This window comes from Mycobacterium sp. NGS59 (assembly GCF_059812345.1).
This window is the reverse complement of record NZ_JCALCN010000006.1, coordinates 127,002-151,180: the sequence shown is the minus strand read 5'-3', so window position 1 is coordinate 151,180 and position 24,179 is coordinate 127,002. Positions and strand designations below refer to the sequence as shown.

Sequence of the window (24,179 nt, the reverse complement as noted above, 5' to 3'; positions counted from 1 at the left end):
GCTCGTGCCGTCGAAGGTGTTCGTCGCGCTTGCGTTGCTGTGCGCCGTCTTGGCGGTGACCGCCGCGACCTCGGCCAGCCCGCAGGACCCCGGCGCGGACATGCCGGTCTGGCCGTTCGTGCTCGGGACCGTCGTCGCCGTCGGTGTCGCGGCCATCTGGCAGGTGCGGCGCAGACCGTAGCCGAACCGGACCCGGCTGGCATGATGGGACCCGAGTGTTGAGCGACCCGAGCGACGAAGTAGCCACAAAGGAGCGGCCGCATGGCAGACCCGCAGGATCGACCCGAGGGCGAATCCGACGCCAACCCGCCGGCCCAGAAAGCCCCGGCCAAGAAGGCACCGGCCAAAAAAGTGCCGGCCAAGAAGGTCCCGGGCGAGGCCGCCAAAGCCCCCGCCAAGAAGGCGACGGCGAAAAAGGCGCCCGCCAAGAAAGCTCCGGCCAAGAAGGTACCCCCGGTGGTGGCCGAACCGGCTCCGAAGCCGGTCGAGGCAGCGGCCGATAAGCCCGCGGAGTTACCGCCCCAGCGCGCCGAGACCAACGGGCAGTTGGCTGCAGCCAAAGATGCGGCCGCGCAAGCCAAGTCGACCGTGGAACAGGCTAAGAACCCGCTGCCGGCCGAGCAGCCCGTTCCGTCCACGCTGCAGTCTCCCGTCCCGGTGGCGGTGGCGATCGTCCTGAGCCTGCTGGCGCTGCTGCTGGTCCGGCAGTTGCGCCGCCGTTGAGCGACGCGGTGCCCATATCCTTTCGACCGACCGCCGACCTGGTCGACGACATCGGTCCCGACGTGCGCAGCTGTGACCTGCAGTTCCGTCAGTTCGGCGGCCGTGCCGAGTTCGCCGGTCCGATCAGTACGGTGCGCTGTTTCCAGGACAATGCGCTGCTCAAATCGGTGCTCTCACAGCCCGGCTCGGGCGGGGTCCTGGTGATCGATGGCGCCGGCTCGCTGCACACCGCGTTGGTCGGTGATCTCATCGCCGAGTTGGCCCGTTCCAACGACTGGGCGGGCCTGGTCGTCAACGGAGCGGTGCGCGATGCCGCCGCGTTGCGCGGCCTCGACATCGGCATCAAGGCATTGGGCACCAATCCGCGTAAGAGCACCAAGACCGGCGCCGGTGAACGCGACGTCGAAGTGGCGCTGGGCGGTGTGACTTTCGTGCCGGGCCATGTGGCCTACAGCGACGACGACGGCATCGTCGTCATCGCCGCAGCAGACTGACTCTGACGGGCTAAACCGCTACGGCGGCAGGCTTTTTGGCGAACCGCAGACCTTCGGCGTCGACCTTGCCTCGCCGGATCAGGTGGATGTCGCGCAGGTAATTCTGGTTGAGCCGCCACGGGGTTCGCGAGCCCTGCTTGGGCAGCTCGTCCAGGGAGCGCAGCACGTACCCCGGGGTGAACTCCATGAACGGCCGCTCTTCGACGTCGGCTGCCGGCTCGTCGACCACAACGGTGTCGAATCCGTTGGCGTCCATGTGATTCAGCAATCGGCACACGAACTCCGAAACCAGGTCGGCCTTCAGCGTCCAGGATGCGTTGGTGTAACCGACGGTGTACGCCATGTTCGGGATGCCCGACAGCATCATGCCCTTGTAAGCCATCGTCCTGGTCAGGTCGACGGACTGTCCGTCGATGGTAGTGGTGGCGCCCCCGAACAGTTGCAGGTTCAAACCCGTTGCGGTGATGATGATGTCGGCCTGGAGTTCTTGACCCGAGTTGAGCCGGATGCCGGTCGGGGTGAACCGTTCGATGGTGTCGGTGACCACGTCGACTTTTCCGTGTCTGATGGCGCGGAACAGGTCCCCGTTGGGCACCAGGCACAGCCGCTGGTCCCACGGGTTGTAATGCGGACCGAAGTGCTTGCGCACGTCATAGCCCTCCGGCAGCTGACGCTGCGCGAAGCCCATCAACATCTTGCGCATACGTCGTGGCCACTTCTGGCAGGCGGCGTACATGATCCGTTGTTGGGCAACATTTTTCCACCGGATGGCGGTATAGGCCGCCTTCTCGGGCAGGACGCGGTTGAGCCGGTCGGCGATGGCGTCCTCCTCGGGCTGCGACACGATGTAGGTGGGCGAGCGCTGCAGCATCGTGACGTGCTTGGCTCCCGAATTCGCCAGTGCCGGAACGAGAGTGACGGAGGTGGCGCCGCTGCCGATCACCACCACGTTCTTGTCCTGGTAGTCCAGGTCCGGTGGCCAGTGCTGCGGGTGGATGATGGGCCCGGTGAAGTCTTCGGATCCGACGAACTTCGGCGTGAAGCCTTCGTCGTAGTTGTAGTAGCCGCTGCACAGGAACAGAAACGAACAGGTGAGCGTGCTCGTCGCGCCGTTGCTCTCGACCTGGATCGTCCAGTGGTTCTCCGCAGACGACCAGTCGGCGCCGACCACCCGCTGATTGAACCGGATGTGCTTGTCGATGCCGTACATGGCCGCGGTGCTCTTGACGTATTCGAGGATCGGCTTGCCGTCGGCGATCGCCTGACGTTCGGTCCAGGGCCGGAACCGGAAGCCCAGCGTGTACATGTCGGAGTCGGAACGAATCCCGGGATAGCGGAACAGGTCCCAGGTACCGCCCATCTGCGGCCGGCGCTCCAGAATGGCGTAACTCTTCGTCGGGCAGCGGTCCTGCAGGTGCCAGGCGGCACTCACTCCCGAGATGCCGGCGCCGACGATGACGACGTCGAGGTGCTCAGTCATAGTCGTCACGCTACCCGCCGTGGTCCCCCCGCGATCCCGAGGAATTGCGATCAGCTGGTCAGCAAGAACAGCAAGCCGACAATGACAACGAAAAGTACCAGTCCGCCGACGAACGCAAGCACATTCTTCTGCACCGGATGGCGGTCCGGCCATTTCGAATAGGCACCGGGGATCGTGTCCCTGACCTGTTGCCGGGCGGCAGGCCCGTAAAGCGCCAGCCTGATCCCTGAGGCCGCCAGAAACCGGGCAATCTCGTCGATGTCCCAATACAACTCACCGAGGGTGATCTCCAGCGGCGCACCGTCACGACGGCCGAGTATCAGCCGCCATATCACGTAGCGGCCGATGTCGGGCACGTGCACCAGGGCCGCCGAGTAGATGTCGCCGAGCCGCACCGCATGCCTTCGGCCCAGCCAATCCGAATAGACAAGGGTTTCACCGCGGCGGGCCAGCCGGGGACGCAGCGCATACATGAACAGCATCACGAGCAGCGCGACAAATACTGGCGTCACCACGGCCAACGCCGCATACACGTGGGCGAACGCCATCCTCGCAAGAGCGACGACGGCGACAATCGGGATCAAGATGAGCAATGCGGGAAATTTCGGCTTGATCACAACATCTGTCGCCGTCGTCGTACTGTGCGACGAAGGGTGGTGCGGCACGCCGCTAGCTTGCGGGCGTTGTTCGGGGGTGGAGACGCTCGATCGGTGGTGCTCCGTCCAACGCCGGCCATCCCACCATCTTTCGCTACCGCGGCGCTCGGGGTCGGCGTACCAACCAGGCGTCGGTGCTGACATCGCAACCCCCCACGAAGTGTCTGAGCGTGTTCGTATCAAAGACTTACTTCACGACGAGGCGCTACGGAAGGGCGTTCGCGACGCGGGCACCAAGACTTGTCGGATCCCCATGCGAACATATGTTCGTGCGAGTCGAGGCGTCCATCCTGCATGCGGATCTGGACTCGTTCTATGCCTCCGTCGAGCAGCGCGACGATCCGGCGCTGCGGGGTCGTCCGGTGATCGTCGGTGGCGGTGTGGTGCTGGCCGCCAGTTACGAGGCCAAGGCTTACGGGGTGCGCACCGCGATGGGCGGGGCTCAGGCGCGCCGGCTGTGTCCGGACGCGGTGGTCGTCCCGCCGCGGATGCATGCCTACTCCAAGGCCAGCGACGATGTGTTCGAGGTGTTCCGCGACTGCACGCCGGTCGTGGAACCCCTATCGGTGGACGAGGCGTTTCTCGACGTCGGGGGGTTGCACCGACTGCGTGGTCCGCCGGTGCGGATCGCGGCGCGGTTGCGCTCCGAGGTGCGCGAGCGGGTCGGGCTACCCATCACCGTCGGGATCGCGCGGACCAAGTTCCTGGCCAAGGTCGCGAGCCAGGAAGCCAAGCCGGACGGACTGTTGCTGGTGCCGCCCGATCGAGAGCTGGGCTTCTTGCACCCGCTGCCGGTGCGCCGGCTGTGGGGGGTGGGCGCGGTCACCGCCGACAAGCTGCAGGCCCACGGCATCACGACGGTCGGGCAGGTCGCCGAGCTCAGCGAATCGATGCTGGCCTCGATGTTGGGTCCCGGGATGGGGCACCAGCTCTACGCGCTGTCCCGGAACATCGACCGCCGCCGGGTGATCACCGGGGTCCGCCGCCGGTCGGTGGGTGCCCAGCGAGCGCTGGGCCGGGCAGGTACCGCCATGTCACCTGCCGAGGTCGACGCCGTGGTGGTCAACCTGATCGACCGGATCACCGGCCGGATGCGCGCCGCGGGACGTACCGGACGCACGGTGGTGCTGCGGCTGCGGTTCGAGGACTTCAGCCGCGCCACGCGATCGCAGACCATGCCGTGGGCCACCGCCTCGACGCAGCCCATCCTGGCCACCGCCCGGCGCCTGGTCGCCGCCGCCGCGCCGCTGATCGCCGAGCGGGGTCTGACGCTGGTGGGGTTCGCGGTATCCGGGATCGACCGCAGCGGCGCGCAGCAGCTCACGCTGCCGTTCGACGGGGAATCGCCGGCAGTGGATGCCGCCGTCGACGCGATTCACCGCCGTTACGGCAAGTCGGCGCTGACCCGTGCGGTGCTGGTCGGCCGGGATCCCGGCCTGGAGATGCCGCACCTACCGGATTAGGAGGCTGATTGTGCCCAGTCCAACAGCCGCTCGACCGGCCAGGTGTTGACGATGCGTTCCGCCGGGATTTCCGCGTCCAGCGCGCGCTGCGCGCCATAGCCCAGGAAGTCCAGCTGGCCGGGCGCGTGGGCGTCGGTGTCGATGCTGAACACGCAGCCGATGTCTCGGGCCAGGTTGAGCAGCCGGGTGGGCGGGTCGCGGCGCTCGGGGCGAGAGTTGATCTCGACGGCGGTGCCGTGGTCACGGCAGGCGGTGAACACCTTCTCGGCGTCGAACTTCGACTCCGGGCGCATCCCGCGACCGCCGGTGACCAGCCGGCCGGTGCAGTGGCCCAGCACGTCGGTGTGGGGGTTGCTCACCGCGTTGACCATCCGCCGGGTCATCGCCGCGGGCTCCATCGCCAGCTTCGAGTGCACGCTTGCCACCACGACGTCGAGCCGGTCCAGCAGTTCGGTCTCCTGGTCCAGGCTGCCGTCGTCGAGGATGTCGACCTCGATGCCGGTCAGGATCCGCATCGGCGCGAATTGATCCCGCAGCCCGTCGATCACGTCCAGCTGCTTGCGCAACCGATCCGGAGACAGGCCGTTGGCGATGGTCAACCGCGGCGAATGATCGGTCAGCGCGCAGTATTCGTGGCCCAGCGCCGCGGCGGCGGCCATCATCTCGTCGATCGGCGCGGACCCGTCCGACCAGTTCGAATGCAGGTGCAGGTCCCCGCGCAGCGCGGCCCGGATTTCGCCGCCGCCGAGATCTTCAGCGCTGGAACGCAATTCGACCAGTTGGTCGGGTTCGCGACCGGCCCAGGCCTGTGCGATGACCTTCGCCGTCTTGGGTCCGATGCCCGGGATCGACTGCCAGCTGTCGGCCTGGCCGTGTCGCTCCATCGCCGCTTCGTCGAGCTTCTCCAGGATGTCGGCGGCATTGCGGTAGGCCATCACCCGTCGGGAATCCTGACGGCTGCGGTCCTTGTAGTACGCGATCTGTCGCAGCGCGGCGACCGGGTCCATCAGAGCAACTGCTCGACGACGAATCCGGCCAGGACGACGGCGAAGCCGCCCATCTCACCGAGGATGAGCAGCGTCATGACCAGACGCGTTCCGGGGGCCGGCGGGTCGAACTGGTTCTCGGTGTCGCGCTTGGCTCCGTGCAGGATGTAGCTGCCGATGGCGGCCACGAAGAAGAACACCGCCACCATCGTCGCGACCAGGTTCACCCAGGTGGGCCAGGCGCTGAGCTCGACGAACGGCGCGAACAGCAGCGTGGCGAAGGAGTACAGCAGCGCCGCGCGGTGTGCGATGTCGACGTAGGGGTGTGCGCGGTGGTCGTCGGAGACCATGATCTGGCGGTATTTCCACACCCCGAGACCGAGCGCGAGCAGAAAGATCAGGCCGGCCGCCAGCAGCGTGAGTTTGGTGTCTAGTCCAAGAGTCATCGTTCGGCCCAGTCTAATTGCGCGACTACCGTCGGGTTCATGCGATTCGCGTTCAAGACCTCACCGCAGAACACCACCTGGTCCGACATGCTGGGCGTCTGGCAGGCCGCCGACGAGATCGACGTCTTCGAGTCCGGCTGGACCTTCGACCATTTCTACCCGATCTTCTCCGACTCCACCGGGCCCTGCCTGGAAGGCTGGACCACGTTGACCGCGCTGGCTCAAGCCACCAAGCGCCTCCGCCTCGGCACCCTGGTCACCGGCATCCACTACCGTCACCCCGCCGTGCTGGCCAACATGGCCGCCACCCTCGACATCATCTCCGGCGGCCGGCTCGAGCTGGGCATCGGCGCCGGCTGGAACGAGGAGGAGTCCGGGGCGTACGGCATCGAGTTGGGCACCGTCAAGGAGCGTTTCGATCGGTTCGAAGAAGCCTGTCAGGTACTGGTCAGCCTGCTCAGCCAGGAGACGACGAATTTCCACGGCAAGTTCTACCAACTCGAGAACGCGCGCAACGAACCCAAGGGCCCGCAGCGGCCGCATCCGCCCATCGCGATCGGCGGTAGCGGCGAGAAGCGCACGCTGCCGATCACCGCGCGTTATGCGCAGCACTGGAATTTCGCCGGCGGCACACCGGAGGAGTTCGCCCGCAAACGCGACGTGCTCGCCGCCCGCTGCGCCGACATCGGTCGCGACCCGAAGGAGATCACGATGTCGGCGCACCTGGGTCTGGGTCCCGACCGTGACTATGGACAACTACTCGACACGGCGGCCGCGCTCGGGGCCGAAGGACTGGACCTGGGCATCGTCTACATCGCGCCGCCGCACGACCGCGCCGTCATCGCGCCGCTGGCCGAGGCGATTCGGGACTCGGGACTTGCCGACTGAGCAAACAAGTGGTCGCTAGACAGCGAACCGTAGTAGATCTTCGGCCGTCACCAGTCGCTCGTTGCGGGCGGGAAACTCACGGCTCTTCACGGGGTGCCGAAACAGCGACCAGGCGATCCGGCCCACCTTTGACCTGGGAACGGGGTTCATATACACAGTAACCACTCCTGCGATCGGGTTAACGCAACTGGGACTCTGGGCGACCCGAAATGTGCCCTGGTGTGACGAGGCCCACAGTCAGTTATTAGACACCCAAGTCCTGGCAAACCTTTCGCGGCACGCCGCGAATTTATCAAATGTTTCTGGTGGGACTGGTGTGACTAGCGCATCGGTGCTGCGGACGGCTTGATCGGCGCCGGCAGCGCGGTCGAACCCATCAAGAAGCGGTCCACGCCGGCGGCCGCGGCGCGGCCCTCGGCAATCGCCCAGACGATCAGCGACTGGCCACGACCCATATCACCGGCCACGAACACACCCGGAACCGAAGTGTCGAAATCGTCGCCGCGGGCGACGTTTCCGCGCTCGGTCAGCTTCACCCCGAGCTCGGAGAGCAGGCCCGGCTGTTCGGGTCCGACGAATCCCATCGCCAGCAACACCAGGTCGGCTTCGAGCTCGAAATCGGTGTCCTCGACCTTGACGAACTTGCCGTCCTTCATGGTCACCTCGTGCACCTTGAGCGCAGACACGTGACCGTCCTGCCCGAGGAATTCCTCGGTGTTGACCGAGAACACCCGCTCGCCGCCTTCTTCGTGCGCTGACGCGACCCGGTACATCAGCGGGTACGTCGGCCACGGCGTCGACTCGGCGCGCGTCTCCGGCGGACGGGGCATGATCTCGAACTGGTGGATACTGGCCGCGCCCTGCCGGTGCGCGGTGCCCAGGCAGTCGGCACCGGTGTCACCGCCACCGATGATGACGACCTTCTTGTCTTTGGCCGTGATCGGCGGCTGCCCATCCTCACCGAGGACGTCATCGCCTTCCTGCACCCGGTTACCCCACGGCAGGTACTCCATCGCCTGATGGATGCCATCCAGCTCCCGGCCCGGGATCGGCAGTTCGCGCCACGCCGTGGCGCCCCCGGCCAACACGACCGCATCGAAATCGGCCAGCAGTTGCTCGGCGGTGAGGTCTTCTCCGACGTTCACGCCGGCCCGGAACTCGGTGCCTTCGGCGGCCATCTGTTCCAGCCGCCGGTCCAGGACGCGCTTTTCCATCTTGAATTCGGGGATGCCGTAGCGCAGCAACCCACCGATGCGGTCCTCGCGCTCGAACACGGTGACCTTGTGACCGGCCCGGGTAAGTTGTTGCGCCGCAGCCAATCCGGCCGGGCCCGAGCCCACCACCGCAACCGTCCGGCCGGTGTCGCAGTGCGGCAGCACCGGTTCCACCCAGCCCTCGTCGAAGGCCCGGTCGATGATCTCCAGTTCGATCTGCTTGATGGTCACCGGATCCTGGTTGATGCCCAGCACGCACGCCGGTTCACACGGCGCCGGACACAGCCGACCGGTGAAGTCGGGGAAGTTGTTCGTCGCGTGCAGCCGCTCGATCGCGTCGCGGAAGCGACCCCGCCGTACCAGGTCGTTCCACTCCGGGATCAGGTTGCCCAACGGACAGCCGTTGTGACAGAACGGAATCCCGCAGTCCATGCAGCGCGTCGCCTGCTCCTGCAGCGTCTCGGTCTCGAATTCCTCGTAGACCTCGCGCCAGTCTTTCAACCGCAACTCGACCGGGCGCCGCTTGGGCAGTTCGCGGTGGGTGTACTTGAGGAAGCCTGTGGGATCAGCCATGAGCCGCCGCCATGATCGCCTTGTCGACATCGGCGCCGTCGCGTTCGGCGTCGGCGATCGCCTCCAGCACCTTCCTGTAGTCCCGCGGCATAACCTTCACGAAGTGCCGCCGTTGGTCCCGCCAGTCGGACAGAATGCGTTGCCCGACAGCGGAATCGGTGGCATCGACGTGCGCCTGGATGGTGGCCTGCAGGAATTCCGCATCCTCGTCGTCCAAGGTCTCGACGTCCACCATCTCGGTGTTGAGATTGTCCGACAGTTCCTCGTCGGGATCGTAGACATAGGCCACCCCGCCGGACATGCCGGCGGCGAAGTTGCGGCCGGTGCGGCCCAGGATGATTACCCGTCCGCCGGTCATGTACTCGCAACCGTGGTCACCGACGCCTTCCACCACGGCGTGGGCTCCGGAGTTGCGGACGGCAAATCGCTCGCCGACCACGCCGCGCAAGTAGACCTCCCCACTGGTGGCGCCGAACAGAATCACGTTGCCCCCGATGATGTTGTCCTCGGCGACATAGTCTTCGGGCGCATTGTCCGACGGGCGCACCACGATCCGGCCGCCCGACAAGCCCTTGCCGACGTAGTCGTTGGCGTCGCCGTAGATACGCAAGGTGATGCCCTTGGGCACGAACGCCCCGAAGCTGTTGCCGGCCGATCCCTCGAAGGTGATGTCGATGGTTCCGTCCGGCAGTCCCTGTCCGCCATAGGCTTTGGTGACCTCATGACCGAGCATGGTTCCTACCGTGCGGTTCACGTTGCTGATGGTCGTGGAGAAACGGACCGGGGAACCGGCGTCGAGCGCCTCCCGGCTCATCACGATCAGCTGCTGGTCAAGCGCTTTGTCCAGGCCGTGATCTTGTCGCGAACTGCAGTACAGGTCCTGGTTCATGAACGCCGACTCGGGCTCGTGCAGCACCGGGGTCAGGTCCAGCCGGTGGGCCTTCCAGAGCGCACGCGCCAACGTGGTGTCCAGGGCGCCGGCCTGGCCGACGGCTTCGTTGATGGTGCGGAAGCCCAACTGCGCCAGGTATTCCCGGACTTCTTCGGCGATGAACATGAAGAAGTTCTCCACGAACTCCGGCTTGCCGGTGAACCGCTCCCGCAGCAGCGGGTTCTGGGTGGCAACCCCGACCGGGCAGGTGTCCAGGTGGCAGACGCGCATCATGATGCAGCCGGCCACCACCAAAGGCGCAGTGGCGAAACCGAATTCCTCCGCACCGAGCAGCGTCGCGATCATCACGTCGCGTCCGGTCTTGAGCTGTCCGTCCACCTGGACCACGATCCGGTCACGTAAACCGTTGAGCAACAACGTCTGCTGGGTCTCGGCCAGACCCAGCTCCCACGGTGCACCCGCGTGCTTCATCGAGGTCAGCGGGGTCGCACCGGTGCCGCCGTCGTGCCCGGAGATCAGCACCACGTCGGCGTGAGCCTTGGAGACCCCGGCCGCAACCGTTCCGACGCCGTTCTCGGACACCAACTTGACGTGCACCCGCGCCGAGGGGTTGGCGTTCTTCAGGTCGTGAATCAGCTGCGCGAGATCCTCGATCGAGTAGATGTCGTGGTGCGGCGGCGGCGAGATCAACCCCACACCAGGCGTGGAGTGCCGCACCGAAGCCACCCACGGGTACACCTTGTGGCCCGGAAGTTGGCCTCCCTCACCGGGTTTGGCGCCCTGTGCCATCTTGATCTGGATGTCGGTGCAATTGGTCAGGTAGTGCGAGGTGACGCCGAACCGTCCGGAGGCGACCTGCTTGATCGCGCTGCGCCGCCAGTCGCCGTTGGGATCGGGATCGAAGCGCTTGACGTTCTCGCCGCCTTCGCCGCTGTTGGAGCGGGCGCCCAGCCGGTTCATCGCGATGGCCAGCGTCTCGTGCGCCTCGGCGGAGATCGAGCCGTAGCTCATGGCCCCGGTCGAGAAGCGCTTGACGATCTCGCTGGCCGGCTCGACCTCGTCGATCGGTATCGAAGGTCGTACCCCGGCACGGAACTTCAGCAGCCCGCGCAGCGACGCCATCCGCTCGCTCTGGTCGTCGACCAACCGGGTGTATTCCTTGAAGATCGAGTACTGCCCGGTGCGGGTGGAGTGCTGCAGCTTGAACACCGTCTCCGGGTTGAACAGGTGGTATTCGCCCTCGCGGCGCCACTGGTATTCCCCGCCGACCTCGAGTTCGCGGTGCGCACGCTCGTCGGGGCGGTCCAGATACGCCAGCGCGTGGCGGGTCGCGACGTCGGCGGCGATGTCGTCCAGGGTGATCCCGCCGGTCGGGCAGGCCAGCCCGGTGAAGTACTCGTCGAGCACGTCCTCGGAGACGCCGACGGCCTGGAACAACTGCGCGCCGGTGTAGGACGCCAACGTCGAAATGCCCATCTTGGACATCACTTTGAGCACGCCCTTGCCGGCGGCCTTGACGTAGTTGTTGAGCGCCTTGTTGCGTTCGATTCCGTCGATCACACCCCGGTCCAGCATGTCCTCGATCGACTCGAACACCAGGTAGGGGTTGATGGCGGCGGCGCCGCACCCGATCAGCATCGCCATGTGGTGCACCTCGCGGGCGTCACCGGATTCGACGACGAGTCCGACGTGCGTGCGGGTCCGATCCCGCACCAGGTGGTGGTGCACGCCTGCGACCACGAGCAGCGACGGGATCGGGGCCATCTCCTCGTTCGAGTCGCGGTCGGACAAGATGATGATCCGGGCGCCGTCGGCGATCGCTGCCGATGCCTGGGCGCGCACGTCGTCCAGCGCCGCGGCCAGGCCCGCGCCGCCGTCGGCGACCGGGTACAGACAGCGAATCACCTTGGACCGCATGCCATGTGGCCGTCCGTTGACCTCGTCGTCGGGGTTGAGGTTGATCAACTTCGCCAACTCGTAGTTGCGCAGGATCGGCTGCGGCAGCGAGATCTGGTGACACGAGGTCTCGTCGGGACTGAGCAGGTCGCGCTCCCCGCCGGTGGTGCCCTGCAGGCTGGTGACCACCTCTTCCCGGATGGCGTCCAGCGGCGGGTTGGTCACCTGTGCGAACAGCTGGTGGAAGTAGTCGTAGAGCATCCGGGGCCGCTTCGACAGCACCGCGATCGGGGTGTCGGTGCCCATCGATCCCAACGGCTCGGCGCCGGTGCGCGCCATCGGGGCGACCAGCAGGTTCAGTTCCTCGTAGGTGTAACCGAAAGCCTGCTGCCGCATGACCAGCCGGTGATGCGGCATCCGCACGTACTTGTTGGCGGGCAGCTTCTCGATCGGGACCAGTCCGTCGTCCAGCCACTGCTGGTAGGGGTGCTCGGCGGCCAGCTCCGCCTTGATCTCCTCGTCGGCGACGATGCGGCCCTGCGTGGTGTCCACCAGGAACATCCGGCCCGGCTGCAACCGCATCCGCTTGACGACCTTGGACGGATCCAGGTCCAGCACGCCGGCCTCGGACGCCATGACCACCAGGCCGTCATCGGTGACCCAGATCCGGGACGGGCGCAGGCCGTTGCGGTCCAGCACCGCGCCGACGATCGTGCCGTCGGTGAACGTGATGGACGCCGGTCCGTCCCAGGGTTCCATCAACGCGGCGTGGTACTGGTAGAAGGCCCGCCGGGCTGGGTCCATCGACTCATGGCGTTCCCAGGCTTCGGGGATCATCATCAGCACCGCGTGGGCCAAACTCCGTCCGCCCAGGTGCAGCAGCTCGACCACCTCGTCGAAGCGCGCGGTGTCCGACGCTCCGGGGGTGCAGATCGGGAACAGCTTCTCCACGTCCTCTTCGGATCCGAAGACGTCGGTCTTGATCAGCGCCTCGCGGGCACGCATCCAGTTCTCGTTGCCGGTGACGGTGTTGATCTCACCGTTGTGCGCGACCCGCCGGAACGGGTGCGCCAGCGGCCAGGACGGGAATGTGTTCGTCGAGAACCGGGAGTGCACGATGCCCAACGCGCTGGTGACCCGGTTGTCCTGCAGGTCGAGGTAGAACGCCTTGAGCTGCGGCGTGGTCAACATGCCCTTGTAGACGAACGTCTGGCCGGACAGGCTCGGGAAGTACACGGTCTCGCGCCCGGGGCCGTCCTGGCCGGGGCCTTTGGTGCCGAGTTCGTGCTCGGCCCGCTTACGGACGATGTAGGCGCGACGTTCCAGCGTCATGCCCGAGGCGCCGGCCATGAACACCTGACGGAATGTGGGCATCGCGTCGCGCGACAGGGCGCCCAGCGACGAGTCGTCGGTGGGCACGTTGCGCCAGCCCAGGACCTGCAGGCCCTCGGATTCGGCGATCTTCTCGACCGCCGCGCAGGCGGCCGCGGCGTCCTTAGACGACTGCGGCAGGAACGCGATGCCGGTGGCGTAGCTGCCCGCTTCCGGCAGTTCGAAGTCCACGACTTCGCGCAGGAAGGCATCGGGCACCTGGATCAAGATGCCGGCGCCGTCTCCACTGCGCGGCTCGGCGCCGGCCGCACCACGGTGTTCGAGGTTGAGCAGCGCGGTGATCGCCTTGTCCACGATGTCGCGGCTGCGGCGGCCGTGCATGTCCACGACCATGGCGACCCCGCACGAATCGTGTTCGTATGCGGGGTTGTAAAGCCCGACGCGCCTGGGCGCCATACCCACCTAACCCTTCAGCAGACTTTCTGCACCGCCGCTTTGCGGATCGACTTCTCCGATATTGGGGCCGCACCCGGAGGTTGCGGGCTCGGCCCCGTCGGTCTCATCGATTGGCTGTCCGCCACGCGGAGATAATCCGGTCAGGACTTCGTCCGTGCATCGCTGAACGGTGATCCTGTACCTGGTTTCGACAAGTCTTAAAACGATAGGACAAAAACCGCCTGACATGCCAACTTGCCAATACTAACTTGCCAGCTCGCGGCTCCGTAAATTCGCTGTTACGGCCGCTTGACGGCCTTGCGACACGGGCCTCGGCCGACGGGGCGGCAGCGGGGCCGGAACGCATTCGGCGTCGGTGGGCCGGCAGCGTCAGTTTTTCCGGTCACTTTGCTGACGACGCCGGCGCACCCGGTCGGGAGCTCCGGGCAGGTTCGACGGCAGTCTTCACATCGGCAACATGGCGCGCTATTAGGCGTGGCAGCAATGACGCCGGATCGACGCACGACGCGTCCCGGGCGTCGCGCCACCGCCGCCGCAGCCGCCAGAGTGAGTTTGCGCAGAGTTGACAGGAACCCGAAACCGGTAGGTCGATGCACAGGGACAGGCGCGACCGGGTTCGGACCGGCGGGCGGGTGGCCGATACTGGACTGCAGCGTCCGTAGCGACCGGCAGAGCGTGGGAATCATCACGCTGAACGGTGTCGGCTGCGGACGCGACGGTCCGTCGCCATTGCACCCGAGGAGCCCATGAACGAGCCCCAGGAGTTTCTGCGCAACCGGGTGCGGCCCGATCAGCCGGCTCCGGCGGCCCCGCGGCCGCCGCAACAGCGCCCGGCCCCGCCCTCGGGATTTCGCCCGCCGGCGCCGCGTCCGCCGCTGCCCCAGCGGCCCGCTGCCCGATCGCCAGAGGCCGCGCCACCGGCCACGTTCGCTCCCCCGCCGCCGCGCGCTGTGGCGCCTGCCCGACCCGCGGCACCCCCGCAGACCGAGGCGCCGCCACCGCCCCCGGCCAGTCCGGCGCCGCCGGCCGCCGAATCCCCGGCACCCACCGACGTACCTCCCGACAGCGATCCCGCGCCGTCGGCACCCGCGCCGCCGGTCCCTCCCGCCCCCGCGCAGGCCGAATCCCCGGAACACACCGCGGTATTCGCCAAGACCGATCCCCCGCCGACGACGTCGGCCGGGCCCGCCAGTGCTCAGGACGAATCCCCGGCACACACCGCGGTTGTTCCCAGGCCCGCTCCCCCGCCACCACCGCCGCCCCCGCCGCCCCATGCCGGGCCGCCTGCCGGCCCGCCGACCCATGCCGGCCCACCGACCCATGCCGGCCCGCCGACCTATCCGCCCCCGCAATATCGACCGGCTCCGCCGCACCCGCCGTCGGCACCGCCGCACCCGCCGTCGGCTCCGTCACAGCCGTTCCCCGGAGCCGCGCGACCACCGGAGGGGGCACCGCCGCCCCGTTCCTGGGCCGGTGGCCGAGCGGACCCGGCCCGCGCGCGGTCGCGGCCCCCGCAGCGTGGGTGGCGTCGCGTGGTGCGGGCCGCCACCTTCGGGCTCGTCGACCCGGGCCCCTCGGCCGCACAACGCGACGTCGCGCAGTTCGAGGCGACGATCCGAACCCCGTTGCACGGCAATCACAAGGTGGGCGTGCTGGGCAAGGGTGGCGTGGGAAAGACTTCGGTGGCCGCCAGCGTGGGCTCGATCCTTGCCGAACTGCGCCAGCAGGACCGTGTCGTCGCCATCGACGCCGACACCGCCTTCGGGCGGTTGAGCAGTCGGATCGACCCGCGCACCACCGGTTCGTTCTGGGAATTGACGGCCGACAAGAACCTGCAGTCGTTCACCGACATGACCGCGCGGGTCGGCCGGAACGCCGCCGGACTGTACGTGCTGGGTGGTGAGCCGGTGTCGGGCCCGCGCCGGGTGCTCGACCCGGCCGTCTACCGGGAGGCCGCCCTGCGACTGGACCGCCATTTCGCGATTTCGGTGATCGACTGCGGCTCCACGATGGATGCCGCGGTCACCCGGGAAGTCCTGCGCGATCTCGACGCGCTGATCGTGGTGTCCTCGCCGTGGGCCGACGGCGCCGCCGCTGCCGCCAAGACGGTCGAGTGGTTGGCCGACCACGATCTACGGGACCTGCTGCAACGCAGCGTGGTGGTGCTCAACGACTCCGACGGCCACGCCGACAAACGCACCCGGGCGTTGTTGGCCCGCGAGTTCGTCGACCACGGCCAGCCGGTGGTCGAGGTGCCCTTCGATCCCCACCTACGTCCCGGCGGCGTCATCGACGTGACCAACGAGATGGCTCCGGCGACGCGCCTGAAGTTCCTGCAGGTCGCGGCGACCATTACGGGCTACTTCGGATCACGAACCGAACGGACCTGATCGGCGCACCGACGCGGACCGCTCATGCCGACTGGGCGGTCACCCGCTCGCGGACCGGGAAACCGTTGCGCTCGGCCAGCGACCGCAACTGGTTCAGCGCGAAGGCCCGCGCCCGACCCGAGTCCGGGATCACGACGCCGGCCCAAAGGCCCTCGGCTCCAGGGGATTCCACCGCTTCCTTGGCGCACAACCAACGGCGCGGGCAGGCCCGGCACAGCGTCTTGGCCTCTTCGTCGGGAGTCGTCGTCCAACGGTCGGGGTCCTGGGTGCACACACCGAGCTGCGGGACCTCGTACAGAGTCGTTGCGGTCATGTCGTTACGTTCCTCCGTGAAAGCGTTGCAGGTTGTGCCTGCCTGGTTCGGAACCATATAGCACTAACCATTGCGGTGCAACAGTTTGTTTTGGGTGGTGCGCTACAGGTGCTACAGCTTTGTGGCGCGATGGGAACTGTACTCACGAAATGCTGGATTACCAGGCTGTATTAGCTGTCAGTTAGCTGTGAGTCGGCTGCTGAACAGCTAGTCGCCAGCCTGGGGCATGGCGCAAAGTGTCGCCGGATGCGACAGTAGACGGTATGGTTAACCGTAGCGGTAGCCCGGTTTTGATCAGCCGCTCCGCCGTGACGACCGGCCGCGAAAAGCGTAGCGAAGGTGTAGCGATGGAAGGGTGCAACAGTTACGATGTTGGTCAGCGGAAGCCGCGTACTGCTGCCCGCTGTGGCCAACCCGAGCGAGGAACCCGTCCAGATGCTTGACGCTGAATCGACTGTCGGCCCGGCCGCGCTGGCCGTGCTGGGCAGCGTCACGCCGATGGCGCTCACTTGCGGCTACGGCATCGTCACCGTCGGCACCACGCCGGCACCCGGGGTTCAGCTGCGAGCGGTGTCCGATGGCCGTCGGCGTCGCAACGGTGGCGACCACCCGAACGGTAGGTTCGTCGGCGGACTGAGCGAAAGCTCGCCGACCGTCAACGACAACAGAAACGTCCGGTTCGGCCAACTCACTGGAGGCAAGGCGTTGACGTTCGAAGTCACCAGGCCGGCGAATCCGCCTGAAGCGCCCGCTCGGGACCGTCGGGCCGACCCAGACTCGACGGACCCGTCAGAGCTTGACCCCGGTGTCGTTCGGGCCGGCGCGGCCGCTGCCGCGCGCCGCCGCGAACTCGACATCAGTCAACGCAGCCTCGCGGCTGACGGAATCATCAACGCGGGTGCGCTGATCGCGTTCGAGAAGGGCCGCAGCTGGCCGCGCGAACGAACTCGGGCCAAGCTCGAGGAAGTACTGCAATGGCCGGCCGGGACAATCGCGCGCATCCGCGACGGCGAGACTGTCGCCTCGCCGTCCGCCCCGGCGCCCACCGTCAGCGCCGCACCCGAGACCCCGTCCCCGGACGGCGGGCCCGCGTCGCTGATTGCGCAAGCCGTGGCCGCCGCGGTCGATACCTGCAGTCTGGCCATCGCCGCGCTGCCCTCGCCCCAGGATCCCGAATTCACCGAGCGGGCGGCGCCCATTCTGGCCGATCTGCGTCAACTCGAGGGAATCGCCGTCCAGGCCACCCGGATCAGCCGCATCACCCCCGAACTCATCAAAGCCATGGGAGCGGTGCGTCGATATCACGATGAATTGATGACGCTGGGCGCCACGGCGCCCGGCGCGACCCTGGCGCAGCGTTTATATGCCGCACGCCGGCGAGCGAATCTTTCGACACTGGAGACGGCGCAGGCCGCCGGAGTTGACGAGGAAATGATCGTTCGCGCCGAGGCGGAGGAACCATTGCCGGCCGAGGTTGCCGACGCGATCGAAACGCTGATCACTCAGATCAATTGAGATGAATGGGATGGTCCGGGGAGCGGTGTCGTCGCCCCGGAATCCCGGTGTGCGCGCGGCATTGTCGTGCCCGCGAAAGCGCCACTCCCACCGGAAAATTCGTGCATCTACCCCTGCCAGAGCGCTGTTAAGCTCATTTCACGGTGCGAAGGTGCATACCGAGATGACCATGCACTCCAAATAGCCAAACGTAAGGAACCACTCCAATGTCGGGTAGCGCAATGTGCAAGACCACCAGCAACTTCATTTACGCGCAGTTGTTTTTGCTGGGTGAAGGCATTCCCGACCCGGGTGACATTTTCAACGCCGGTTCTTCATTGTTCAAAGGTGTGGCCGACAAGATCGGTTTGGCCATCCCGGGCACTAACTGGATCGGCCAGGCCGCCGACGCCTATCTGAACCAGAACACCGCCCAGGAGCTGCGCGCCAAACTGATGGGTGAAATCGACGACCTGACCGGCAATCTCATTTCCAATCAGGCCGAACACGTCTCGGATACGCGTGGTGTCCTGCGGGCGATGAAGAACATGATCGACGGCGTCTACAAGGCCTGCAAATGGCTGGAGGACAACCTGTGGATCGTCGGCGACGCGTTGTCGGTGGCGTTGGCCATCCCGTCGTGCGCGTTCGCGATGGCCGTTGTCGGCGGGGCACTGCTCTACCTGACGATCATGACGGCGATGAACGCGGCCGCCATGATCGGACTCGGCGGCCGGCTGCTCGACATCCTGACGAACCTGCCCAAGCTGGCCGGGCTGATCCCCGACATCATCGGCGGCATCATCGGCGACCTGTGGCCGCCGAAGCTGCCCGACATTCCGATCCCGGGCCTCCCCAATATTCCGGGCCTGCCCGAATTCACCTGGCCGCCGCAGGTCGGCATCCCGGACTTCAACCTGCCGATCCCGGGTCTGCCCGAGTTCCAGTGGCCGTCCATCCCCGGCCTGCCGGACTTCGGCGGGCTCATCCCCGAGCTGGGCGGCCTCATCCCGGGTTTCCCGAGTCTGCCCGGCCTGCCCAGCATCCCCAACCTGTTCCCCGGGCTGCCCGGGCTCGGCGAACTCTTCCCGGGTGTCGGCAACCTCGGCAAGTTGCCGACCTGGACCGAATTGGCCGCTCTGCCGGACTTCCTGGGCGGCTTCGCCGGCCTGCCCGTGCTGAGCTTCGGCAACCTGCTCAGCTTTGCCCAGCTGCCCGGCGTCGGACAGATCACCTCGACGATGGGCCAGTTGCAGCAACTGATGTCGGCCGGCGGCGGCCCGGGCCAACTGGGCAGCATGGCCGGGCAGCAGGCGCAGATGATTTCGTCGCAGGCACAGCAAGCCGGCCAGAACGACGACCAGCGTGACGAAGGCGCCGGAGCGGGCGCCGGATCGACAGGCGGCGAGCGCGCACCGGTCGACGCCGGAGTCGGTGGCCAGCAAGGCCAGCCGGGGACCGTCCTCTAGTACAAACAGTCGGCCTGTAAACGGCCAAACCCATACCAAGCCAAAGCCATAGCGAGTAAAACGTTAACCGTAGAGGAGGGTCTCCCCCATGTCAGTTCTCGAAGTCGTCCCTTCGTTCCTGAAGGTGCTGTCGGGCATGCAGACCGAGATCGCCGGGCAGTTCGGAACCGCGACCAATTCGGTCAACGGGATCAGCGGGCGCGTCTCGCTCACCCACGGTTCGTTCACGTCGAAGTTCAACAACGCGCTGCGGGACGTCGAGACCAACCGCACCAACACCGGCAAAGGTGTGCAGGCGGTCAGTTCCGGGCTCGCCACCAACCTGCTCTCGGCCGCCGCGGCGTACCTCAAGTCCGACGAAGGTCTGGCCGGCATCATCGACAAGATCTTCGGCTGATCATGACCGGTCCGCTCGCATCCGGTCGCGCGGGCCTCGCCGGCCTGATCGACCAAGTGGTTGGCGTATCAGTCACCATCGACGGGATGCTGGTGATCGCCGACAGGCTGCACCTGGTCGATTTCCCGGTCGCACTTGGGATTCGGCCCAACATCCCTCAAGAAGATCTGCGCGACATCGTGTGGGACCAGGTGCAGCGCGACCTCACCGCACAGGGGGTGTTGGACCACAACGGACAACCGCATCCGGCGGTCGCCACGATGGTCGACACCATCAGCAGGGCCGACCGCACGTTGGAGTGCCGCTGGTGGCGGCGCGACCGGGGCGATTCGGCCGGCGGCGTGATGGTGCGATTCGTGGTGTGCCGCAGGGGCGATACCCATGTGGTCGCGGCGCGCGACGACGACATGCTGGTGCTGCAGTTGGTGGCCCCGCAGGTCGGTCTGGCAGGCATGGTGACGACCGTGCTGGGCCCGGCCGATCCCGCCAATGTCGAACCGTTGACGGGTGTGGCGAGCGAACTGGCCGAGTGCACGACGGCGGCTCAGCTGACTCGGCACGGCGTGCCGCCCGCGCAAGCTCGCATCTACAGCGAGATCGTCAGCAACCCGACCAGCTGGGTCGAGATCGTCGCGAGCCAACGCCATTCCGGCGGAACGACGACCCTTACCCCGGCGGCGGCCGGTGTCCTCGACTCCGAGCACGGCCGACTGGTGTCGTTGCCGCGCCGGGTGGGTGGCGAGTTGTACGGGAGTTTTCTCCCCGGCACGCAGCAGAATCTGCAGCGCGCGCTGGACAGCTTGCTGGAGTTGCTGCCCGCCGGTGCCTGGTTAGACCACGCGGAAGCCTCCGCACCAGCCTGATACGAGATCTGAGAAAGGGACGCCACCGTGGACCTGCCCGGGAATGACTACGACAACAACGATCTCGGCGCGCTGGACTTCTCCGGCGGCAGCGCCGTCGAAGAGTCCTCACTCGAGGCGTTCGAAGAGTACGCGCCGCCCTCCGGATCCGGGGACTCCGGAACGGACCTCGACGCGCTCAGCGGGCTGACCGAGCACGAGGACGAGCCGGAGCTGGCGCTGTTCACCGTGACCAACCCGCAGGGGTCGGTGTCGGTGACGGCGTTGATGGACGGCCGCGTCCAGCAGGTCACGGTGACCGACAAGGCATCGAGCATGACCGAATCCGGTTTGGCCGAAGAGATTTTCGTCATCGCCGACCTGGCCCGGCAGAAAGCGCGGGCCGCACAGCACACCTTCATGGTCGAGAACATGGGTGAGATGACCGGCGACGGTGCGCAACAGAATGCGCTGCTGCACGAGTTCGTCGGCGCCACACTGAATCTGCCGACGCCGGAAGAGGCCGCCGCGTACGAAGAGCAGGTGTTCGCCTCCCGTTACGACGTGGACTACACGGCCCGGTACAACGGTGATCGATGACTGATCGCCTGGCCGGTCTGTTCGACAGTGCCGTCGGCATGCTGCCGTTGTCGGAGGCACGGTCTCTGGACTTGTTCACCGAGATCACCAATTACGACGAGTCCGCGTGCGATGCCTGGGTGGGTCGGGTCCGGTGTGGTGACACGGATCGGGTGACGCTGTTCCGATCCTGGTATTCGCGGCGTAATTTCGGGCAACTGTCCGGGGCGGCACAGATTTCGATGAGTGCGCTCAACGCCCGGGTCCCCATCGGCGGGTTGTACGGCGACATCACCTATCCGGTCACCTCGCCCCTCGCGGTCACCATGGGTTTCGCCGCATCCGAAGCGGCGCAAGGCAATTACGCCGACGCGCTGGAAGCGATCGACGCCGGCGCCGTCGCCGGGTCCGAGCATCTGGTGGCCTGGCTCAGAGCGGTGATCTACGGCGCGGCCGAACGATGGACCGACGTGATCGACGAAGTCAAAGGCGCGGGAAAGTGGCCGGACAAGTTTTTGGCCGGGGCCGCCGGTGTGGCACACGGCGTGGCGGCGGCCAATCTCGGTTTGTTCACCGAAGCCGAACGCCGGCTGACCGAAGCCAACGACTCCCCGGCCGGTGAGGCCTGCGCACGCGCCATCGCCTGGTTCCTTGCGATGGCGCGGCGCAGCCAGGGCAACGAGGACGCCGCGGTGGCGCTGCTGGAATGGCTGCAGACCACCCACCCGGACCCGAAAGTGTCGGCGGCACTGAAAGATCCGACCTACCGGCTGAAGACGACGACGGCCGAGCAGATCGCCTCGCGCGCCGACCCGTGGGATGCGGGCAGTGTGGTGACCGACAACTCCGGACGCGAGGCGTTGTTGGCCGACGCGCAGGCCGAACTGGACCGCCAGATCGGGTTGACCCGGGTCAAGATGCAGATCGAGCGCTATCGGGCGGCGACCCTGATGGCGCGGGTGCGCGCCGCCAAGGGCATGAAGGTGGCCCAGCCGAGCAAGCACATGATCTTCACCGGCCCACCCGGCACCGGCAAGACGACCATCGCCCGGGTGGTGGCGAACATGCTGGCCGGACTCGGGGTGATCGGCGAACCCAAGCTCGTCGAGACCTCCCGCAAGGACTTCGTCGCCGAGTACGAGGGCCAGTCGGCGGTCAAGACCACCAAGACCATCGACCACGCCCTGGGCGGTGTGCTGTTCATCGACGAGGCCTATGCGCTGGTGCAGGAACGGGACGGCCGCACCGACCCGTTCGGCCAGGAGGCGCTGGACACCCTGCTGGCCCGGATGGAGAACGACCGGGACCGGCTGGTGGTGATCATCGCCGGATACAGCAACGACATCGACCGGCTACTGGAAACCAACGAGGGCCTGCGGTCGCGCTTCGCGACCCGCATCGAGTTCGACACCTACTCACCCGAAGAACTTCTCGAGATCGCGAAAGTCATTGCCGCGGGCAATGACTCGACACTGAGCCCCGAGGCGGCCGATGCGTTCGTGGAGGCGGCCAAGGTGTTGCACGATCGCACGTTGCGCGGCCGCCCGGCCCTCGACATCGCCGGCAACGGCCGCTACGCGCGGCAACTGGTGGAAGCCGCCGAGCAGTGCCGCGACATGCGGCTGGCGCAGGGTCTTGACATCGAGGCCCTGGATGTGGACCGACTACAAGAGATCGACAGCGCGGACATGGCCGAGGCGATCGCCACGGTCCATGCCCACCTCAACATGAGAGAGTGACCCATGGGGCTACGCCTGACCACCAAGGTTCAGGTCAGCGGCTGGCGCTTCCTGCTCCGCCGCGTCGAGCACGCGATCGTGCGGCGAGACACCCGCATGTTCGACGATCCCTTGCAGTTCTACAGCCGGTCGGTCTGGCTCGGTGTCGTCATCGCCGTCGTGGTCCTGGTGGGTGCAGTTCTGCTCGCCTACTTCAAACCCCAGGGGAAGTTAGGCGGCACAACCCTTCTCACCGACCGGGCGACCAACGAGCTGTATGTGATCGTCTCGGGCCAGCTGCACCCGGTCTACAACTTGACTTCGGCGCGGCTCGTGCTGGGCAATCCGTCCAACCCGGCCACCGTCAAGTCCTCCGAACTGACCAGGCTGCCGCTGGGCCAGACCCTCGGAATTCCCGGGGCCCCCTACGCCACGCCGACGTCCGGGGGCAACGACTCGGTCTGGACGTTGTGCGACACCGTATCCCGCGCCGACAGCGCCTCGCCGGTGATACAAACCTCGATAATTGCCATGCCTCTGCAGATCGATCCCACGGTGGACCCGGTCGACGCGAACGAGGCGCTGTTGGCCACATACCAGGGCCAGCAGTGGATTGTCACCGAAAAGGGCAGGCACTCAATCGATCTCAACGACCGTGCGCTGACGTCGTCGATGGGTATCCCGGTCACCGCCAAAGCCGTCCCGATTTCCGAGGGCATGTTCAATGCGCTGCCCAGCCAAGGCGCCTGGCAGTTGCCGCCGATACCGGGTGCCGGCGCCCCCAACACCCTCGGGCTGCCCGACGAGCTGGTGATCGGTGCGGTGTTCCAGATCCGCGCCGAGAAGGGTCCGCAGTATTACGTGGTGCTGCCCGACGGCATCGCGCGGGTGAACTCCACCACCGCATCCGCGCTACGCGCCAGCCAATCCCACGGACTGGTCGAACCGCCGGCCGTGGTCCCCAGCGTCGTGGTCAAGATCCCCGAGCAGGTGTACCCCTCGCCGTTGCCCAACGAACAGCTCAAGATCCTGTCCCGGCCCGACGAGCCCACGCTGTGCTGGACGTGGGAGCGCGCCACCGGTGACCAGGCCCCCAAGCAGGCGGTGCTGTCGGGCCGGCATCTGCCGATAGCACCGAACCTGATGAACACCGGCATCAAGCAGATCCAGGGCACGGCAACCATTTACATCGACGGCGGCAAGTTCGTCCGGCTCCAGTCGCCGGATCCGCGGTACGGCGAATCCATGTATTACATCGACCCCGAAGGGGTGCGATACGGGGTGCCGAACGCCGACTCGGCCAAGGCGCTGGGCCTCGGTTCGCCGAAAACCGCGCCCTGGGAAGTCATTCGGCTGCTGGTCGACGGTCCGGTGCTGTCCAAGGATGCCGCGATGCTCGAGCACGAGACGCTGCCCGCGGACCCGACACCCCGCAAAGTTCCAGCCGGCACCCCGGGAGCGCCCTCGTGACAGTGGAA

At 66.8% G+C, this 24,179-nt stretch carries 20 protein-coding genes and 1 pseudogene; 13 read left to right on the top strand and 8 right to left on the bottom strand.

Annotation, left to right across the window (positions count from 1 at the left end; genetic code table 11):
• Window positions 1-4: 4 nt before the first annotated feature.
• From AC5Y46_RS09740 to rraA, 3 genes are all read left to right on the top strand, one after another.
• On the top strand, window positions 5-181 hold the full coding sequence (locus tag AC5Y46_RS09740; protein WP_499990886.1) for a hypothetical protein: 177 nt from the start codon (window positions 5-7) through the stop codon (window positions 179-181).
• Window positions 182-261: 80 nt separating this feature from the next.
• A complete protein-coding gene (locus AC5Y46_RS09735) occupies window positions 262-723 on the top strand; it encodes an Rv3852 family protein (RefSeq protein ID WP_499943067.1) in 462 nt (153 codons plus the stop codon).
• A gap of 8 nt (window positions 724-731) precedes the next feature.
• Window positions 732-1,217, top strand: coding sequence for a ribonuclease E activity regulator RraA (gene rraA / locus AC5Y46_RS09730; protein WP_499943066.1), 486 nt, complete (start codon window positions 732-734; stop codon window positions 1,215-1,217).
• Between the two features lie 10 nt (window positions 1,218-1,227).
• Here the strand turns inward: rraA and AC5Y46_RS09725 are convergent, their stop codons facing one another.
• The 3 genes and pseudogenes from AC5Y46_RS09725 to AC5Y46_RS09715 all read right to left on the bottom strand — a co-directional run.
• Window positions 1,228-2,697 carry a flavin-containing monooxygenase gene (locus AC5Y46_RS09725; protein ID WP_499943065.1) on the bottom strand — a complete coding sequence of 490 codons (1,470 nt, stop codon included), beginning with the start codon at window positions 2,695-2,697 and terminating at the stop codon, window positions 1,228-1,230.
• 50 nt (window positions 2,698-2,747) lie between these two features.
• A complete protein-coding gene (locus AC5Y46_RS09720) occupies window positions 2,748-3,290 on the bottom strand; it encodes a hypothetical protein (RefSeq protein ID WP_499943176.1) in 543 nt (180 codons plus the stop codon).
• Between the two features lie 108 nt (window positions 3,291-3,398).
• Window positions 3,399-3,497: pseudogene (locus AC5Y46_RS09715) on the bottom strand (DUF2510 domain-containing protein); the annotation flags it as partial.
• A 119-nt stretch (window positions 3,498-3,616) separates the two neighbouring features.
• On the opposite strand from AC5Y46_RS09715, the gene dinB reads away from it, so the two are divergent.
• Window positions 3,617-4,816, top strand: a complete 1,200-nt coding sequence (dinB, locus tag AC5Y46_RS09710) for a DNA polymerase IV (protein ID WP_499990880.1) — start codon at window positions 3,617-3,619, stop codon at window positions 4,814-4,816.
• On the opposite strand, the gene AC5Y46_RS09705 is transcribed toward dinB, so the two are convergent.
• Both AC5Y46_RS09705 and AC5Y46_RS09700 read right to left on the bottom strand, forming a co-directional pair.
• Window positions 4,813-5,823 carry a PHP domain-containing protein gene (locus AC5Y46_RS09705; RefSeq protein ID WP_499943063.1) on the bottom strand — a complete coding sequence of 337 codons (1,011 nt, stop codon included), beginning with the start codon at window positions 5,821-5,823 and terminating at the stop codon, window positions 4,813-4,815. The two genes, dinB and AC5Y46_RS09705, sit on opposite strands and share 4 nt — an antisense overlap.
• On the bottom strand, window positions 5,823-6,248 hold the full coding sequence (locus AC5Y46_RS09700) for a hypothetical protein (protein ID WP_499943062.1): 426 nt from the start codon (window positions 6,246-6,248) through the stop codon (window positions 5,823-5,825). The genes AC5Y46_RS09705 and AC5Y46_RS09700 overlap by 1 nt, the downstream gene beginning before the upstream one ends.
• A 39-nt stretch (window positions 6,249-6,287) precedes the next feature.
• On the opposite strand from AC5Y46_RS09700, the gene AC5Y46_RS09695 reads away from it, so the two are divergent.
• Window positions 6,288-7,136, top strand: coding sequence for an LLM class F420-dependent oxidoreductase (locus AC5Y46_RS09695; protein ID WP_499943061.1), 849 nt, complete (start codon window positions 6,288-6,290; stop codon window positions 7,134-7,136).
• Window positions 7,137-7,456: 320 nt separating this feature from the next.
• Here the strand turns inward: AC5Y46_RS09695 and AC5Y46_RS09690 are convergent, their stop codons facing one another.
• Both AC5Y46_RS09690 and gltB read right to left on the bottom strand, forming a co-directional pair.
• A complete protein-coding gene (locus AC5Y46_RS09690; RefSeq protein ID WP_499943060.1) occupies window positions 7,457-8,923 on the bottom strand; it encodes a glutamate synthase subunit beta in 1,467 nt (488 codons plus the stop codon).
• A complete protein-coding gene (gltB, locus tag AC5Y46_RS09685) occupies window positions 8,916-13,499 on the bottom strand; it encodes a glutamate synthase large subunit (RefSeq protein WP_499943059.1) in 4,584 nt (1,527 codons plus the stop codon). The genes AC5Y46_RS09690 and gltB overlap by 8 nt, the downstream gene beginning before the upstream one ends.
• 875 nt (window positions 13,500-14,374) lie before the next feature.
• Here gltB and AC5Y46_RS09680 point away from each other — a divergent pair.
• Complete coding sequence (locus tag AC5Y46_RS09680) at window positions 14,375-15,889, top strand: MinD/ParA family ATP-binding protein (protein WP_499943171.1); 1,515 nt, start codon at window positions 14,375-14,377, stop codon at window positions 15,887-15,889.
• A 22-nt stretch (window positions 15,890-15,911) separates the two neighbouring features.
• Here AC5Y46_RS09680 and AC5Y46_RS09675 read toward each other — a convergent pair whose 3' ends face one another.
• On the bottom strand, window positions 15,912-16,202 hold the full coding sequence (locus AC5Y46_RS09675) for a WhiB family transcriptional regulator (RefSeq protein WP_499943058.1): 291 nt from the start codon (window positions 16,200-16,202) through the stop codon (window positions 15,912-15,914).
• A 435-nt stretch (window positions 16,203-16,637) separates the two neighbouring features.
• On the opposite strand from AC5Y46_RS09675, the gene AC5Y46_RS09670 reads away from it, so the two are divergent.
• The 7 genes from AC5Y46_RS09670 (at window position 16,638) to eccB (ending at window position 24,171) form a co-directional block, all read left to right on the top strand.
• Window positions 16,638-17,717 (top strand): helix-turn-helix domain-containing protein, encoded by a 1,080-nt coding sequence (locus AC5Y46_RS09670; RefSeq protein WP_499943170.1) that lies wholly within the window; start codon window positions 16,638-16,640, stop codon window positions 17,715-17,717.
• Between the two features lie 206 nt (window positions 17,718-17,923).
• The gene (locus AC5Y46_RS09665) at window positions 17,924-19,165 is read left to right on the top strand and encodes an EspA/EspE family type VII secretion system effector (protein ID WP_499943057.1); all 1,242 of its coding nucleotides are present in this window, start codon (window positions 17,924-17,926) and stop codon (window positions 19,163-19,165) included.
• A gap of 88 nt (window positions 19,166-19,253) precedes the next feature.
• Window positions 19,254-19,562 (top strand): ESX-1 secretion-associated protein, encoded by a 309-nt coding sequence (locus AC5Y46_RS09660; RefSeq protein WP_499943056.1) that lies wholly within the window; start codon window positions 19,254-19,256, stop codon window positions 19,560-19,562.
• 2 nt (window positions 19,563-19,564) lie between these two features.
• On the top strand, window positions 19,565-20,425 hold the full coding sequence (locus AC5Y46_RS09655) for an ESX secretion-associated protein EspG (protein ID WP_499943055.1): 861 nt from the start codon (window positions 19,565-19,567) through the stop codon (window positions 20,423-20,425).
• A 27-nt stretch (window positions 20,426-20,452) separates the two neighbouring features.
• On the top strand, window positions 20,453-21,004 hold the full coding sequence (locus AC5Y46_RS09650; protein ID WP_499943054.1) for a DUF2694 domain-containing protein: 552 nt from the start codon (window positions 20,453-20,455) through the stop codon (window positions 21,002-21,004).
• Window positions 21,001-22,722 carry a type VII secretion AAA-ATPase EccA gene (gene eccA, locus AC5Y46_RS09645; protein WP_499943053.1) on the top strand — a complete coding sequence of 574 codons (1,722 nt, stop codon included), beginning with the start codon at window positions 21,001-21,003 and terminating at the stop codon, window positions 22,720-22,722. Before AC5Y46_RS09650 ends, eccA begins: the two co-directional genes overlap by 4 nt.
• Before the next feature lie 3 nt (window positions 22,723-22,725).
• Window positions 22,726-24,171 carry a type VII secretion protein EccB gene (gene eccB, locus AC5Y46_RS09640; RefSeq protein WP_499943052.1) on the top strand — a complete coding sequence of 482 codons (1,446 nt, stop codon included), beginning with the start codon at window positions 22,726-22,728 and terminating at the stop codon, window positions 24,169-24,171.
• The last annotated feature ends 8 nt before the right edge of the window (window positions 24,172-24,179 follow it).